This is a genomic window from Arenibacter nanhaiticus, assembly GCF_900141935.1.
GTDB lineage: Bacteria > Bacteroidota > Bacteroidia > Flavobacteriales > Flavobacteriaceae > Arenibacter > Arenibacter nanhaiticus.
This window is the reverse complement of record NZ_FQYX01000008.1, coordinates 17,927-33,206: the sequence shown is the minus strand read 5'-3', so window position 1 is coordinate 33,206 and position 15,280 is coordinate 17,927. Positions and strand designations below refer to the sequence as shown.

Below are 15,280 nucleotides of genomic sequence, written 5' to 3'. Positions count from 1 at the left end.
CCAAAATAGGTCTCTTTTTATTTTTATAAGTTTTTTAATGGGACTAATGGTCGATATATTTTCGGACACCATGGCCATTCATGCGGCATCTACCGTAACCCTGGCCTATTTGCGACCAACCATTATGCGTTTTTGCTTTGGCGTAAATTTTGAACTCCAAAATTTTAAACTGACCAATACCAACAGAGCACAGCGCATAACATGTTTAGCCTTAATGATCGTAATTCATCACTTCGTTTTCTTTAACCTAGAAATTTTTAGTTATGAAAACGTCCTACTAATTTTGAAAAAAGTTGCGTCCATAAGCCTTGCGACCCTAATCATGAGCTTACTTTTAGGGTCACTCTTTAGTGTGAAAAAAGAATGAGAAAATTTTTATTAGCTGCTATCATCCTTGTTATAGGGATTACTTTTATCGCCAGATTATCCTATCTACAGATATTTAGTTTTTCCCCTAACCAAGTTATGGAAGATCCGGCCATAAAAGCTATCTACGACTACCCAGAACGCGGTTATATTTTTGATAGGAAAGGGGAGCTTTTAGTTGCCAACCAACCGGCTTATGACGTAATGGTCATTCCTAGAGAGGTTCAACCCCTGGACACCCTAGAATTTTGCGCATTATTGGGGATCGATAAAAAGACATTTAAAACCCAACTGGCCAAAGCACGGGTATATTCCCCTAGACTGCCCTCGGTTTTAGTGCCGCAACTTTCCAAAAAAGATTATGCTAGGCTTCAGGAAAAAATGAGGCGCTTTCAAGGATTTTACATCCAAAAACGATCCTTACGCTACTATGACACCGATAGTGGTGCCAATGTTTTAGGATATATCGCAGAGGTCAATGCCCGAGATTTACAGAACAACCCACACTATATAGCAGGGGAACTTATTGGCCGTACCGGAATAGAAAAACAATATGAACATATCTTGCGAGGCCATAAAGGCGTAAAATACATTCAAAAAGACCGATTTAACAGAGATATTGGTCCTTATAAAGATGGGCTTCTAGATACGCTACCTACCCAAGGAAGGGAAATAACCGTGACTCTAGATAAGGCATTGCAAGAATACGGGGAAAAATTAATGGTTGGAAAACGAGGGGGCATCGCAGCCTTGGAACCCAGTTCAGGTGAAATATTGGCCCTGATTTCCGGCCCTACCTATGATCCCTCTCTGTTGATTGGTAGGGATCGCTCTAAGAATTACAGCAAACTACATTACGATAGTATCGCTAAACCTACATGGGACCGTTCTATTTTGGCCGAACCATCCCCTGGATCCCCATTTAAAATATTGAATGCCCTAATAGCCCTACAGGAAGGGGTTGTTACCCCCACTACCAAAATTCCGTGTTACAACGGATTTTATGTCGGAAATAAGAAAAGAGGCTGCCACTGTGGAGGCGGCATGAGAGACCTTAATAGCGGGATCTTTAAATCTTGCAATGCCTATTTTGCTGTAGCCTTTAGAAAAATTTACGATAAATACAACACTACCGCCGAAGGTATGGATGTTTGGGAAGAGCATGCTAAAAGTTTTGGCCTGGGCACTTACCTTGGATACGACCTTCCTACCGGTAGACCAGGACGCATCCCTTCTAAAGAATATTACGATAGGGTATACGGAAAGAACAGATGGGCTTCTTCCTATATTATTTCCAATTCTATAGGACAGGGTGAAATTGCCACTACCCCTATACAATTGGCAAACATGACCGCTGCTATTGCCAACAAGGGATATTATTTTACGCCACACATCCTTAAGGAAATAGAAGGAGCGCCTATTGACATACCAGAATACACCATACCTAAACACACCACCATAGACAAAAGGCATTTTGATGGCGTTGTACAAGCCATGGCCAATGTATATGAACATGGAACCGCCAGATGGCTAAAGGTAAATGATATCACCATTGCAGGAAAAACAGGAACGGTAGAAAACTTTACCAGGATAGACGGGGTGCGTACCCAATTAACCGACCATTCCGTATTTATCGCTTTTGCCCCTGTAGAAAATCCGAAAATCGCCATTGCCGTATACATCGAAAACGGCTACTTCGGATCTAGATATGCCGGACATATAGCGTCCTTGATGATCGAGAAATACATCAAAGGAGAAATTACAAGAACAGACCTGGAAAAGAGAATGTTAGAAAAAACCTTAGAAGCCGAATATGCAAAACCGTATAGTGGACAACCTTTTAAAATAAATGAGCGTGTCTGGTAAAAGTGTCATTAAAAGGTTAGATTGGTTTAGTGTGCTGCTCTATATAGCCTTGGTTTTTATAGGGTGGCTAAATATATATTCCGCTACGGTTACAGAGGATACCGCCAATATTTTGAACTTTTCTGCCCTACATGGCAAACAATTGTCCTTTATTATGGCCAGTGGTATTGCCATTGTCCTCCTCTTGGCAATAGAGGCTAATTTTTATGAACGATTTTCGGGCTTGCTGTACCTTGTTTCCATGGTGTTATTACTGGGCATATACCCCTTTGGAAAAACCATTAACGGAGCAACCTCTTGGTATAACCTCGGTTTTTTCAATTTACAACCCTCGGAGTTGGCTAAAGTTGCCACTGCCCTCGCCCTGGCCAAGTATCTCAGTGATATACGGACCGATATTAAACGTCCTAAGGACCAGTTGTACGCCTTGGGAATACTGCTTATCCCGGTAATTCTTATCGTGCCACAGCCCGACCCTGGGAGCGCCTTGGTCTTCTTTGCGATGAGCTTTGTTATTTTCCGAGAAGGCCTGCCCCTATATTACTTGGGTATTGCTACTGCGCTTTTAGTGATTTTTGTTCTTACCCTTATATACGGGACGCTTTGGGTATTGATAATTCTAGCCTTGCTTTTGGTTTTATTCCTACTGTTAAAGAAACCATCTTTTAAGGTGCCCGTCATACCCCTTTCCTTGGTTTTTGTGGCTACCATACTCTTTTCCTTTTCGGTTAGTTTTATTTATAATTCTGTCTTCGAACAAAGGCACCGCGACCGTTTTAGCCTTTGGCTACGCTTAGAAAAAGACCCCAGAAAATTAAATGAGATTATAAGAACCATTGGCTACAACACCTATCAATCTGAAAAAGCTATTGAATCTGGGGGATTCTTTGGAAAAGGGTTTTTAGAAGGCACCCGTACCAAGGGAAATTTTGTTCCCGAACAACATACCGATTACATTTTTAGTACCGTAGGTGAAGAATGGGGCTTTTTAGGTACCTCCACGGTAGTAATCCTTTTTACGACACTGCTGCTGCGGCTGGTTTATTTGGCGGAACGACAAAAAAACCCCTTTAGCCGAATGTACGGCTATGGGGTGATTTCCATATTATTGGTCCATTATTTTATTAATATTGGTATGGTTATCGGTATTTTGCCCACGATCGGGATTCCCTTGCCTTTTTTTAGCTATGGTGGCTCGGGCCTACTCTTTTTTACGGCCTTATTGTTTATTTTCCTAAAATTAGATGCCAACAGATTAAAAGAACTCTTTTAAAACTTCCAGGTAGAAAGGTCTTTCTTGGCTTCCAATTTTGTTTCTTGAGTATCGGGAAGATCTGGGAAAAAATCGATTCCCGTCAAGGCTTCCACCTCATCTACCGGTACCACAAAACGGCTTAATTTGGCATTGCTTTCCCTATGAGGAAAAAGAAAAGCCAGCACTTTTAAGTCGGCCCCTTTCCCTTTGGCTACTATTTTATAATAAAATTTGGGCACTGCCACGTTCTCCTCGCCTATACTGGGAAGTCCCTCTTCCAACACTCCCCCTGTTACCACAAACAACGGCCCTTCTTTTTTGGCCCAATACCGAACCTGTTTCTCCAAACGATTCCATACCCCTGCATTAAATTCCCTGTCTTGTGGACTAATATTACTGGTGTAAAAGGTTTCGTTAAAGGCCGCTTCCGAAAACCTGCGGTCCCCAGCCGGGCATAAATGTCCGCGGTCGTATCCCGAGCCCTTGTAGTTTCTCCAATCTGCGGACTTGCTGCCCACCTTGGGGTCCGCTATAAAATAAGGTCTTTTTCTATCGTCATAGGTCAAATGCTCCCGCTCCAAAACGTAAGCCACCCATTCTGCCTGTTCATGAGGCTCGCTATAAGATAACACATAATAATTATGGTTAACCACCACCCCCGTATTCGAATGAGGCAATAGGGCTTCAGTTGTTAACGGCTCCTTAGAATCGGTGGGGCTAGCAGGCCTATAGAAGTTTTCAAAAAGCCAAAACCCGACCATACATATGGCCAATAACAAAGTATAAATACGTCTATTTTTCTTAGTTGCATGCATAGGCCAAAGATAACTGAATTCCCTATATTGCTACGGGCAACTTTGTAAGTTGACCGGCTTGGAAGCGACAAAATGGAAAAAGATGTAACCGCCATCAAGCCTGTATATAACTATTTTTCGTCCTATGCCTAAAAGGCACAAAGGATAACCCATAAAATAAAAAAGAAATTTTACTATGCTAACTTGGAAAGACATCATTAATTACTGTGTCATGGGCAATCCAAAGCCCGACAAAAGAGTAGATAAAACTAGCGAAGAATGGAAAGCACTACTTTCTCCTTCCCAATTTAGGATAGCTAGGGAAAAAGGAACAGAACCCGCACATAGCGGTGCCTTGTGCAGTAGCCATGAGTCGGGAAAATACCACTGTGTTTGTTGTAATGCCCCCCTCTTCGATTCGACCATAAAATTTAATTCCAATTCAGGATGGCCAAGTTTTACACAGCCAATTCAACAAAATGCCATTAAATACGAAAAAGACAATAGTTATGGGATGATTAGAGTAGAAGTCATGTGCAATACCTGCGATGGTCATTTGGGACATGTATTCCCCGATGGTCCGCCCCCAAGCGGTTTGCGCTTTTGTATAAATTCTGAATCCATAACTTTGGAAAAACACACTCATGAGCAATAAAAAATTAGAATTGATCACCATAGGCGGCGGATGCTTTTGGTGTATAGAAGCCGTATTTCAGGAAGTGAATGGCGTAGAAAAGGTAGTTTCCGGATATACCGGGGGCAACGCTCCGGGCAGACCTACCTATAGGGAAGTCTGTTCTGGCCTTACCGGTCATGCAGAAGTGGTGCAAATAACCTTTGATGCCAATAAAATTTCCTATCAAGATTTGCTGTCCGTATTTATGACAAGCCATGACCCTACCACCTTAAACCGTCAGGGGGCCGATGTTGGCACCCAATACCGCTCGGTAATTTATTACCACAACGAGCAACAAAAAATGTTAGCCGAAATAACGGTGAAGGAAGTAGCGCAATATTACGACCATCCTATAGTAACCGAAATTAGCGCAGCCGGAATTTTTTATGATGCCGAGAAAGAGCACCAGGGGTATTATCGGAACAATAAAACACAAGCCTATTGCAGTGCGGTGATTACCCCTAAATTGGCAAAACTAAGACAGCTACATGCCGATAAATTAAAGAACACTAAGATGTAGAAGCATAGGCCTTCTACAAACCGATCTGGGCACCTTTGCAAAAGAAAGTCGATTTAATAAAAATACTACAACCTCCTAAAAAAACAACAAATTGGAAATACAACACGACAAGGAAAACCGCCGGTATAAGTTGCCCTTAGACGACGGGATCGCTACGGTAGATTATAGTCTTAGCCAAGGAAAAATGTTTTTAACGTATTCAGAAGTTCCCGTTCATGTACGATCTAAAGGGTATGGAAAAATCTTGGTCGAAAAAACTTTTGAAAAATTAACGGAGGAAGGCTACAAGGCAGTGGCTGTTTGCTCATACGTCGACAAAATAGCCCGTAGCAGTAAAAAATGGAATGCCATCATTGAATAATCGGACAGCGATTTAAGCAGTCCAACATAGCACACAAATGAAATTTAACATCAAAGATACATTTACCAAGGAACTCCCTGCAGATCCTATTCTAGAGAATTACCGAAGGCAGGTAAACGCTTGCTTTTCTTATGTAAGTCCTAAAAAAACAAGCAAGCCTGTTTTGGTACACGCCTCTCATGAAATGGTCGAGGAATTAGGGATGGAAGAAAAAGACCTCTGTTCCGAGGTCTTTCTAGACATATTTTCTGGCAACGCTATTTACCCAGATACACAGCCTTATGCCATGTGCTATGGGGGACATCAATTTGGGAATTGGGCCGGACAGCTAGGCGATGGGCGGGCTATAAATTTGTTCGAAACAACCCATAACAACAAACATTGGGCGCTACAACTAAAGGGCGCCGGAGAAACTCCCTATTCTAGAACAGCAGATGGCTTGGCCGTACTTCGTTCTTCAATAAGGGAATATTTATGTAGCGAAGCCATGTTCCATTTGGGAGTCCCTACCACAAGAGCCTTATCCATATGCGAAACCGGAGATAAGGTCTTACGCGACATCTTATATACAGGAAATCCCGAATATGAAAAAGGGGCTGTAGTGTGCCGAGTAGCACCTTCCTTTTTGCGCTTCGGAAATTTTGAGATTTTAATGGCCAGGGAAGATAAAGAGACGCTTCAAACCCTGGCAGATTATACTATAAAACACTTCTTTCCCCACATTCAATCGGGCAGCAAAGAAGGTTACCTGCTATTTCTTAAAGAAGTCACAGAGCGTACCTTGGAAATGATTATTCATTGGCAGCGGGTTGGTTTTGTCCACGGGGTAATGAATACCGACAATATGTCTATTTTAGGGTTAACGATCGATTATGGGCCATATGGTTGGCTGGAAGGATATGATGAGGGTTGGACCCCGAACACCACGGACCGTCAGCATAAACGCTACCGATACGGCAACCAGATCAATATAGGCCTTTGGAACCTATATCGTCTGGCCAATGCCCTCTACCCTCTCATAGATGAGACAGCGCCCGTGGAGGCCGTTCTAAAAGGCTACCAAGACGCTTATCAGCAACAATATCTTAGCATGATGAAGTCTAAGATCGGACTGTTCGAAAAAGATGCCCGCGACATTGCGCTGATCAATACCTTAGAAGAAAACCTGCAACTGACAGAAACGGATATGACTATTTTCTTCCGGAACCTGGCCGATATCAAAAAGGACAAAGCGGTCACAGACGATTTTTTATCCGTGGTGATAGAGGCCTTCTATGCTCCCCAAGAACTTGACGAAAATGTACGCGAAACATGGAAACATTGGTTCGTTTCCTATGTAGCGCGTTTAAGGCAAGAACGTTTGTCGGATTTAGAGAGACAACAAAAAATGAATGCCGTAAACCCTAAATATGTGCTTAGAAATTATATGGCACAATTGGCTATTGAAGCCGCGGACAAGGGCGATTATTCGGTAATCGAAGAACTGTACCAGCTCTTAAAAGCTCCGTATAGCGAACAAGAGGAAAAGGTAAAATGGTTTGCCAAACGACCCGAATGGGCAAGAAACAAGCCAGGCTGCTCTATGTTATCCTGTAGTTCCTAACTTTAATAATTTTTAGAAGAATAATTTGGGCGTTCCCTCCTTCGTCGGTCGGGGCCTTCGCTATATCCCTTGCCTTGCTGCGGGGATGCCGCTGCGGTCCCTAACGCGGGAATCGATTAACAATAATCCTACAGCCCAAAAACAAAAAAACCTGCTCTAGAGCAGGTTTTTTTTGTACCATTATTGATGGCAACTATTTATTTTTAACACTGGCAACTTTTGTCTCATTTATATGATTCATTTTTAAATCCTGCAAAACGTTTACCGCTTCTTCTATATATACGTCTTTTGTCAGATCCTTATGCCAACGAACACGTTTTTCCTTTAGCACCGTATCTTTTGCAAAAAGCTCTTTTTCGTAGCCTAAAGATTCAAAAAGCAAATGAGAATTGTAATCATTGATAGTTTTAAAATACTTGGCTGTCTCCTTATCCTTTTCCAACTCTTTCTTATAGTTGTTATACTTTAAGGAAACTATCGTTTCGTCCTGAGCTTTCTTAATCCATCTAGCATTTTCATCTATCAGTTTTATCTGCTCGTTACCAGCCATCCTTTTGGTACTATTGGCAATCGTTGCTTCATAATCGATGTACCCGTCCCATGGAGCATATTTTGCCGGGGCTATTTTATCCCAACCCAACGGGTTTTCCTGATCTTTTTCTCCTATATCAATATAACTATAACGGTCTGGAACAATCACGTCGCTCTTTACTCCTTCCAACTGGGTTGAGCCCCCATTAATTCTATAAAATTTCTGGGTCGTAATTTTTATCGCTCCTAAATCTCCGTATTCATTACTACGAACAATATTCTCTAAAGGAATTACATTCTGAACGGTACCTTTACCAAAGGTCTGCTTACTTCCTATTACCACCCCTCTTTTATAATCTTGCATCGCAGCTGCCAGAATTTCCGAAGCTGAGGCCGACAATTCGTTCACCAATATAACCAAAGGTCCGTCCCACTGAATTCGGTCATCCTTATCGTTATACACTTCTGGTGCTTTATTGGTAGATCGCACCTGTACGATAGGTCCTTCTTTGATAAAAAGCCCGGCCATATCGACTACGGTCTTCAAAGATCCACCACCGTTGTCCCTTAAGTCCAATATCAACCCTTCGACACCGGCCTCTTTTAAGCGTTCTATTTCCTTAGCCACATCGGTGGCTGCATTTCGCTCGTTGTAATCTTCAAAATCCACATAAAATTTAGGAAGATTGATCAGTCCATATTTCTGCCCATTTTTTGTTACAGTGGCAGATTTAGCATAAGATTCCTCCAATTCTACTACATCGCGCATCAAAGAAACTACGATAATGGAACCGTCTACTTTTCTTACCGTTAAATCTACAATGGTCCCTTTGGGGCCTTTAATAAATTTAATGGCATCATCTAAACGCATCCCCACAATATCAACGGGAGTTTCGCCGTTTTGACCTACTTTTAAGATCTCGTCACCAACTTCAATTTGTTGGTTCCTCCAAACCGGACCACCAGAAATGATTTCTACAATTTTGGTTTGGTCTTTTTTCTTTTGCAACCTAGCGCCAATCCCTTCGAATTTTCCAGACATACTGGTATCGAATTTTTCTTTGTCATCTGGGGCAAAATAAAAAGTATGGGGATCAAAAACTTCTACAATAGTATTTAAGTATTGTACAAACCAATCTTTACGCTCTAATTCATCTATGAACTCAAAATAATCGTCCAAGGTGTTTTTAGTCGATTCCCTTGCGACCTTCTCTGCTTCCGCCGGACCCAATGGAGCCGCAGGGGTATTGTCTTCAAAAGCATTGGAAGGGCCCTCCTTATTTACATCGGTTTCCTTATCTACCGCTTTGAGCTTGTTGCCTTCTAATTTGCTGTCATAAGTTCCTAAAGTAGCATATTTCAATTGCTTTCTCCAGCGCTCTTTCAATTCCTTTTTAGAAGATACAAACGGCTGTTTATTGTACTTAACATCCAATGTTTCCTCTACCGAAAAATCAAAAGGCTCCTTTAAAACTTCCCTGTAAATTTCTTTGGCTTCGGCCATTCTTTGTACAAGGCGCCCGTAAACGATATCGAAAAAGGTAATATCGACATTCTTTATCTGATCGTCAATCTGAAATTTGTACTTTTCAAACTCTTCTATATCGCTCGCTAAGAAATAACGTTTGGTAGGATCTATTATATCTATAAAACTATCAAACACTTCTACCGAGAAATCATCGTTAATATCTTTGGGCTGATAATGGCCTCGCTCCAGTACATAAGTAATCAAATCCAACAATAACTTATCCTTATCATCTGTTTCAAAAGTTTTATTGGTAAAACTACATGAAGCCACCGCAACAAGCATTACTAATAATGCGTAAGCTAAATTTCTTTTCATCTATTTTTATATTATTCGGATTCTATAAAATTAATCAAATGGCAAGCGTAATCCTAGCTTTGCCATTTAAATCCCAGAAATTATAAGGATTCGCCTAAAATAAAGTAAAAACCATGCCAGTATTAGCATTTATGACATTAATGTTTTGTTAATATTATATACAGGCTTTTCTAGAAAACAAAGGATTATCCTTGATTCTTTAAAAATGTATCTTAATTTTTAAACTTTCTAAGAGCTAGCCATATAGGCTAAAACCAATAACATATTAAAAACGTATTTTTGCCCCATAAATTATATGCCATGACAAAACCTTTGATTCTTGTTACCAATGACGATGGTATTACTGCCCCTGGTCTAAGGGCGTTAATTCGTTTTATGAAAGAAATAGGCGATGTAGTAGTAGTTGCTCCGGATAGTCCACAGTCCGGAATGGGACATGCCATTACAATCGACAACACCCTCTATATTAAGAAATCCCAAAGAGACCTTGAAAATGGGATAGAGCAGGAATACAGTTGTAGTGGTACCCCGGCCGACTGTGTAAAATTGGGACTTCAGGAATTATTGGACCGGAAACCCGATCTTTGCGTCAGTGGCATCAACCATGGCTCTAACTCATCTATAAATGTTATTTATTCCGGTACTATGAGTGCGGCCATTGAAGCCGGTATCGAAGGAATTCCCGCCATTGGTTTTTCGCTTTGCGATTATTCTTGGGATGCCAATTTTGACCTGGCCAAAGAAAGCATTCAAAAAATAGTCCAAGAAGCCTTGCAAAATGGCATTCCAAAAGGCGTAGTACTCAACGTAAACATACCCAAAACTACTTCCGAAGCTCCAAAAGGCATTAGGATTTGCAGACAGGCACGTGCTAATTGGAAGGAAAAATTCGATAAGCGCACCAATCCTACGGGCAAAGAATACTATTGGCTTACCGGTGAATTTGAACTGTTGGATAAAGGAGAAGACACCGACGAATTTGCCTTGTCGCAAGGATACATATCCGTGGTCCCTACCCAATTTGACCTAACCGCACACCACGCCATACAACTCATTAACAACTGGAACCTAAATGATTAAAAAAGAGATATTAATAGGATTTGTTGTAGGACTCATAGCCAATACGATAGGAACCCTTGCCTATATCGTGTTGTTCTCTGACTTCGGAATCTTGGAAACTTACCAGGCAGCTGTTGCCCAAGGGCATGTAGGGAGCCTATTGGCACTTGGAGCAATATTGAATTTGTTTGCCTTTTTTGGATTTTTAAAGCTTCGAAGAGATTATAGGGCCAGAGGGGTTATGATGGCAACACTGTTCACCGCTATTCTAATTTTATATTATAAGGTCTTTTAAAAGTCGACGAAATTTATTCATCGGTTTAAAAAATATAATCAGCCCTGAATCGGTTCCCGGAATGCGCCCAGCAACAAGGCTCCATAGAAACGATCGGTTTATGGTATTTGAAAATAGACATTTCATATGAACTGCGCATGACAGAAAGTGGCTCGCAAATAAGAATTGAGCCATGCGAATTACATATGTCCGTCAAAAAAAACAATATATATATCCACTTATGAAATATTACATCATTGCAGGAGAAGCCTCGGGAGACTTACATGGCTCTAACCTTATAAAAGCACTAAAACTTAAGGACAAAGAGGCCGACATTCGTTGTTGGGGCGGCGATTTAATGGAAAAAGCCGGAGGTACCTTGGTTAAAAACTACAAGGATATGGGCTTTATGGGCTTTATTGAGGTGGTGACCAACATCAATAAAATTTTTAAAAACATCGCTTTCTGCAAAACCGATATTGCCAAATTTAACCCTGATGTCATTATTTTTATAGACTATTCCGGATTTAATCTTCGCATTGCCTCTTGGGCCAAAGAAAATAATTTTAAGACCAATTACTATATTTCTCCTCAGATATGGGCCTCTAGGGAATCTAGGATCCGTAAAATAAAGAGGGATATCGATGCCATGTATGTCATTCTGCCTTTTGAAAAAGATTTTTATGAAAAGAAACATCAATACCCTGTGAATTTTGTCGGACACCCCCTAATCGACGCCATTGACGATTTGCCTAGGACCCCGGACAACATATTTAGAAAAGAGAACAAGCTACACCCTTCAAAACCTATTATTGCTTTATTGCCTGGAAGCCGTAAGCAAGAAGTACAAAAAATGTTGACCCTGATGCTCTCTGCGATCGAGTCTTTTCCCGACTACCAATTCGTCATTGCTGGGGCCCCAAGCTTAGATGTAGACTTTTACCTCCCTTTTCTAAAGGCCTCCCAGGTAAGTCTAATCTCCAATAAAACATACGATCTTCTAAGCTTATCCCATGCTGCTCTGGTAACCAGTGGCACGGCTACCCTAGAAACCGCCTTATTTAAAGTTCCACAAGTAGTTTGCTACCGTGCCCATTGGATATCCTACGCGATCGCAAAACGGATCATTACCCTTAAATTTATATCCTTGGTGAATTTAATAATGGATAAGGAAGTGGTAAAAGAACTTATTCAGAACGACCTTAATGCCAAAAACATCAAAACAGAACTATCTAAAATTTTAGAGGGACCTTATAGAACCACACAGATTGAAGCCTATACGCTGTTGGAAAAAAAATTGGGAGGTAAGGGTGCCAGTGAAAAAGCAGCTGAATTAATTGTAGAAAATACAGCTACATCTTAAAAGTACCGGTATTTAATTCTTGGGAACGCCCAAGAAAATCTCATTATTAATAAATGTCAAATATTGGCAAGGATACACAATAAGCGAGCGAAATAAACCGTTACTTATAAAAGGTTAAAATTTAGAATGCTATAAAGTTATTTCTCTAAATTTGGCCGTAAGGGTATTAATTTTTTAGTTGATGAAACACCAACATCTTTCTCTATTGCTTATCATTTTGCTTGCCAGTTGCGGGGTCTCTAAAAGAGGTGCCACACAAAGCGATGAACGAAAAATAAGTGTTGCAGCTTCTATACCATCTTTGGAAGAACATAACGAAATGGTGTTGGCTCCTGAAGAAATAAAAGATGTAGTCCCTAAAATCACAGATCAGGTAATAAATACTGCCCTATCCTATTCTGGGGTAAACTACCGATATGGCGGCACCAATTCTAACGGAATGGATTGCTCCGGCTTAATGTATGTTAGCTTTGGCCAACACGATATTTCCTTGCCTCGATCTTCCTATCAGATGGCGGAACACGGCGAAACCATACCGCTGGACGAGATTAACAAAGGGGATTTAGTCTTTTTTAAAACTTCTAGAAAAAGCAGAAAAATCAACCATGTTGGATTAGTGGTAGCCGTAGAGGGCAATGACGTACAGTTTATTCATTCCTCTACCTCTAGAGGGGTTATTATCTCCTCGCTTCGCGAAGGATTCTGGAACCATGCCTTTGTAAAGGCTGCAAGAGTATTATAAAATGCAATGGCTAAAATTCATAGCCGTTAAACTTACTCTTTGCATTATTTTTGGTATTTTATTGGGATATTTCAGTAATCCCTCCCCTATTGTCTCCTTATCCCTTACCCTATTCTTTCTCCTAATCCTGGGGATTGTATTCATAAGAAAACACCATAGTTCTTCTTTATTATTTGGCACTATTACCACGCTTTTGGCCATTTCAATAGGAGCACTTTCCTTTTCCTTCTCCCAACCAAAAAACTGGCCGGACCACTACAGTCATTTTCCACAGCACGAAAAAAGGGAATGGACCTTAAAAATCAGGGAGGTCTTAAAACCTACCCTCTACAGCCATCGTTACATTGCCGAAGTACAACAGGCCGATTCCTTAAAGGCCTCTGGGAAAATATTTCTCAATATAAACAGGGATTCTACCGGTAACGCACTTCTTGTAGACGATGAAATTATAGCCTATTCCGCCTTGACCCCGCTTTCTTCTCCTTTAAACCCACTTCAATTTAACTATAAAAAATACGCAGAAGGCCTAGGTATTTACCATCGACTAAAAATAAGCGCTGTCCAATTCGCAAAAAAGGATACCCCATCCAAAACCTTAATGGGAATAGCAGCAAGGGCAAGAAACCATCTCATCGGCAAATTAAGGGAACACCCCTTTGGTCGAGAAGAGTTGGGGGTTATCCAAGCCTTATTGCTCGGTGAGCGCAATGACCTTAGCCAAGAGACCAATACGCATTACAAGGATGCCGGGGCCTTTCATATCTTAGCTCTTTCCGGCTTGCACATTGGCATCTTGTTAGGACTGTTACATTTCTTGCTAAAACCCTTAGAATTGCTTCCCAAAGGCAAAACCATTAAACTCTTCATCATTGTATTATGCTTATGGAATTTCGCCTTCTTAGCTGGGCTATCCGCCTCTATTATCAGGGCAGTTACTATGTTTTCTTTTGTAGCCTATGCGCTGTATTTAAATAGGCCCACCAGCAATTTTAATGTTCTGGCCCTGTCCCTTCTTTTTATCCTACTCCTCATCAACCCCATGTTGTTGTTTCAGGTAGGGTTTCAATTAAGTTATGCCGCCGTATTTTCTATTGTATTGATATTCCCTAAGCTTCAAGAATTCTGGACGCCAAAAAACTGGTTCCTAAAAAAAGGATGGGAACTGCTTTCGGTCAGTATCGCAGCACAATTGGGCGTATTGCCCATTAGCCTTTTTTATTTCCATCAATTCCCTGGGCTCTTCTTTGTTTCGAACCTTATAGTGGTCCCCTTCCTTGCCTTTATATTGGGCATGGGGATACTGTTGTTAATTTTAGTAGTCTTCGATATTTTACCGTCCTTCTTGGCCTTAGGGTATAATTCTATCATCAAAAGCATGAACTGGGTCATTGGACAGATAGCGCAACAAGAGTTGTTTCTTTTTAAGAATATTTACTTTGATGCCGTACAATTGGTCCTAAGCTTTGTTATAATTATTTCAATGGGCCTGCTATTTGCCAAGGCTTCTTTTAAACGAGTGCTGATGTGTTTTCTTGGTATTTTGTGTTTTCAGCTGTGGTGGTACTATGTTTCCTTGGAACTTTATAAAACCGAAACAATTCTGATAGCCCATATCCCTAGGAGTTCTGCCATTCTGTATCAAAGCGGCAATAGCTTAAGCGTTTTTCATAGAGATAGCCTTGCCACAGCAAGGGTGGTGAACGACTTTAGTCTATCCAAAAACATTGGGAAAATTAATTACAGTATCTTACAAAACAGTTTTAGGTATGGGGAGGACAACTTATTTGTGGTAGACAGCAGTGGATTTTATCCCAAGACGGATTACAAGGTTACTACTTTGCTATTGACACAGTCCCCAAAAATTAATTTAGATCGCCTTATTGACACGCTTCATCCAGAAATAATAGTTGCCGATGGCAGTAACTACAAAAGCTATATAGCACAGTGGGAAGCAAGTTGTAAAAAAAGAAAGCTCCCTTTTCACTATACTGGTGAAAAGGGAGCTCTGATATATACTTTTGAGTAGT

At 40.9% G+C, this 15,280-nt stretch carries 14 protein-coding genes; 12 read left to right on the top strand and 2 right to left on the bottom strand.

Annotated elements, in window-relative coordinates:
- The first annotated feature begins 46 nt into the window (after positions 1–46).
- The 3 genes from BUA16_RS19145 to rodA are packed head-to-tail and all read left to right on the top strand — an operon-like array spanning position 47 to position 3,505.
- A complete protein-coding gene (locus BUA16_RS19145; RefSeq protein ID WP_317045387.1) occupies positions 47–367 on the top strand; it encodes a hypothetical protein in 321 nt (106 codons plus the stop codon).
- Positions 364–2,232: a penicillin-binding transpeptidase domain-containing protein gene (locus BUA16_RS06800; RefSeq protein WP_072764001.1), complete on the top strand. Its 1,869-nt coding sequence runs from the start codon at positions 364–366 to the stop codon at positions 2,230–2,232. The genes BUA16_RS19145 and BUA16_RS06800 overlap by 4 nt, the downstream gene beginning before the upstream one ends.
- On the top strand, positions 2,216–3,505 hold the full coding sequence (rodA, locus tag BUA16_RS06795; RefSeq protein WP_394333069.1) for a rod shape-determining protein RodA: 1,290 nt from the start codon (positions 2,216–2,218) through the stop codon (positions 3,503–3,505). Before BUA16_RS06800 ends, rodA begins: the two co-directional genes overlap by 17 nt.
- On the opposite strand, the gene BUA16_RS06790 is transcribed toward rodA, so the two are convergent.
- Positions 3,502–4,302 (bottom strand): DNA/RNA non-specific endonuclease, encoded by an 801-nt coding sequence (locus BUA16_RS06790; protein WP_072764000.1) that lies wholly within the window; start codon positions 4,300–4,302, stop codon positions 3,502–3,504. The genes rodA and BUA16_RS06790 overlap by 4 nt on opposite strands.
- 175 nt (positions 4,303–4,477) lie before the next feature.
- On the opposite strand from BUA16_RS06790, the gene msrB reads away from it, so the two are divergent.
- The 4 genes from msrB (at position 4,478) to BUA16_RS06770 (ending at position 7,441) form a co-directional block, all read left to right on the top strand.
- Entirely contained in the window at positions 4,478–4,936 is a 459-nt protein-coding gene (msrB, locus tag BUA16_RS06785; protein WP_072763999.1) for a peptide-methionine (R)-S-oxide reductase MsrB, read from the top strand.
- On the top strand, positions 4,926–5,477 hold the full coding sequence (msrA, locus tag BUA16_RS06780) for a peptide-methionine (S)-S-oxide reductase MsrA (RefSeq protein WP_072763998.1): 552 nt from the start codon (positions 4,926–4,928) through the stop codon (positions 5,475–5,477). The genes msrB and msrA overlap by 11 nt, the downstream gene beginning before the upstream one ends.
- A gap of 91 nt (positions 5,478–5,568) precedes the next feature.
- Positions 5,569–5,838 (top strand): GNAT family N-acetyltransferase, encoded by a 270-nt coding sequence (locus tag BUA16_RS06775; RefSeq protein ID WP_072763997.1) that lies wholly within the window; start codon positions 5,569–5,571, stop codon positions 5,836–5,838.
- A 37-nt stretch (positions 5,839–5,875) separates the two neighbouring features.
- Entirely contained in the window at positions 5,876–7,441 is a 1,566-nt protein-coding gene (locus tag BUA16_RS06770) for a protein adenylyltransferase SelO (protein ID WP_072763996.1), read from the top strand.
- A gap of 193 nt (positions 7,442–7,634) precedes the next feature.
- On the opposite strand, the gene BUA16_RS06765 is transcribed toward BUA16_RS06770, so the two are convergent.
- On the bottom strand, positions 7,635–9,815 hold the full coding sequence (locus BUA16_RS06765; protein WP_072763995.1) for a carboxy terminal-processing peptidase: 2,181 nt from the start codon (positions 9,813–9,815) through the stop codon (positions 7,635–7,637).
- 300 nt (positions 9,816–10,115) lie between these two features.
- Between BUA16_RS06765 and surE the strand changes: the two genes are divergently transcribed.
- From surE to BUA16_RS06735, 5 genes are all read left to right on the top strand, one after another.
- Positions 10,116–10,895, top strand: coding sequence for a 5'/3'-nucleotidase SurE (gene surE, locus BUA16_RS06760; RefSeq protein ID WP_072763994.1), 780 nt, complete (start codon positions 10,116–10,118; stop codon positions 10,893–10,895).
- Positions 10,888–11,169, top strand: coding sequence for a hypothetical protein (locus tag BUA16_RS06755; RefSeq protein WP_072763993.1), 282 nt, complete (start codon positions 10,888–10,890; stop codon positions 11,167–11,169). Before surE ends, BUA16_RS06755 begins: the two co-directional genes overlap by 8 nt.
- Positions 11,170–11,389: 220 nt before the next feature.
- The gene (lpxB, locus tag BUA16_RS06745; protein ID WP_072764085.1) at positions 11,390–12,511 is read left to right on the top strand and encodes a lipid-A-disaccharide synthase; all 1,122 of its coding nucleotides are present in this window, start codon (positions 11,390–11,392) and stop codon (positions 12,509–12,511) included.
- A 181-nt stretch (positions 12,512–12,692) separates the two neighbouring features.
- The gene (locus BUA16_RS06740) at positions 12,693–13,253 is read left to right on the top strand and encodes a C40 family peptidase (protein WP_072763991.1); all 561 of its coding nucleotides are present in this window, start codon (positions 12,693–12,695) and stop codon (positions 13,251–13,253) included.
- A gap of 1 nt (position 13,254) precedes the next feature.
- Entirely contained in the window at positions 13,255–15,279 is a 2,025-nt protein-coding gene (locus tag BUA16_RS06735; protein WP_072763990.1) for a ComEC/Rec2 family competence protein, read from the top strand.
- Position 15,280 lies beyond the last annotated feature (1 nt).

Excerpts from the sequence above, each read along its gene's own strand:
- BUA16_RS19145 (WP_317045387.1), top strand. The coding sequence starts at position 47 with ATGGTCGATATATTTTCGGACACCATGGCCATTCATGCGGCATCTACC.
- BUA16_RS06800 (WP_072764001.1), top strand. The coding sequence starts at position 364 with ATGAGAAAATTTTTATTAGCTGCTATCATCCTTGTTATAGGGATTACT.
- rodA (WP_394333069.1), top strand. The coding sequence starts at position 2,216 with ATGAGCGTGTCTGGTAAAAGTGTCATTAAAAGGTTAGATTGGTTTAGT.
- BUA16_RS06790 (WP_072764000.1), bottom strand. The coding sequence starts at position 4,302 with ATGCATGCAACTAAGAAAAATAGACGTATTTATACTTTGTTATTGGCC.
- msrB (WP_072763999.1), top strand. The coding sequence starts at position 4,478 with ATGCTAACTTGGAAAGACATCATTAATTACTGTGTCATGGGCAATCCA.
- msrA (WP_072763998.1), top strand. The coding sequence starts at position 4,926 with ATGAGCAATAAAAAATTAGAATTGATCACCATAGGCGGCGGATGCTTT.
- BUA16_RS06770 (WP_072763996.1), top strand. The coding sequence starts at position 5,876 with ATGAAATTTAACATCAAAGATACATTTACCAAGGAACTCCCTGCAGAT.
- BUA16_RS06765 (WP_072763995.1), bottom strand. The coding sequence starts at position 9,815 with ATGAAAAGAAATTTAGCTTACGCATTATTAGTAATGCTTGTTGCGGTG.
- surE (WP_072763994.1), top strand. The coding sequence starts at position 10,116 with ATGACAAAACCTTTGATTCTTGTTACCAATGACGATGGTATTACTGCC.
- BUA16_RS06755 (WP_072763993.1), top strand. The coding sequence starts at position 10,888 with ATGATTAAAAAAGAGATATTAATAGGATTTGTTGTAGGACTCATAGCC.
- lpxB (WP_072764085.1), top strand. The coding sequence starts at position 11,390 with ATGAAATATTACATCATTGCAGGAGAAGCCTCGGGAGACTTACATGGC.
- BUA16_RS06740 (WP_072763991.1), top strand. The coding sequence starts at position 12,693 with ATGAAACACCAACATCTTTCTCTATTGCTTATCATTTTGCTTGCCAGT.
- BUA16_RS06735 (WP_072763990.1), top strand. The coding sequence starts at position 13,255 with ATGCAATGGCTAAAATTCATAGCCGTTAAACTTACTCTTTGCATTATT.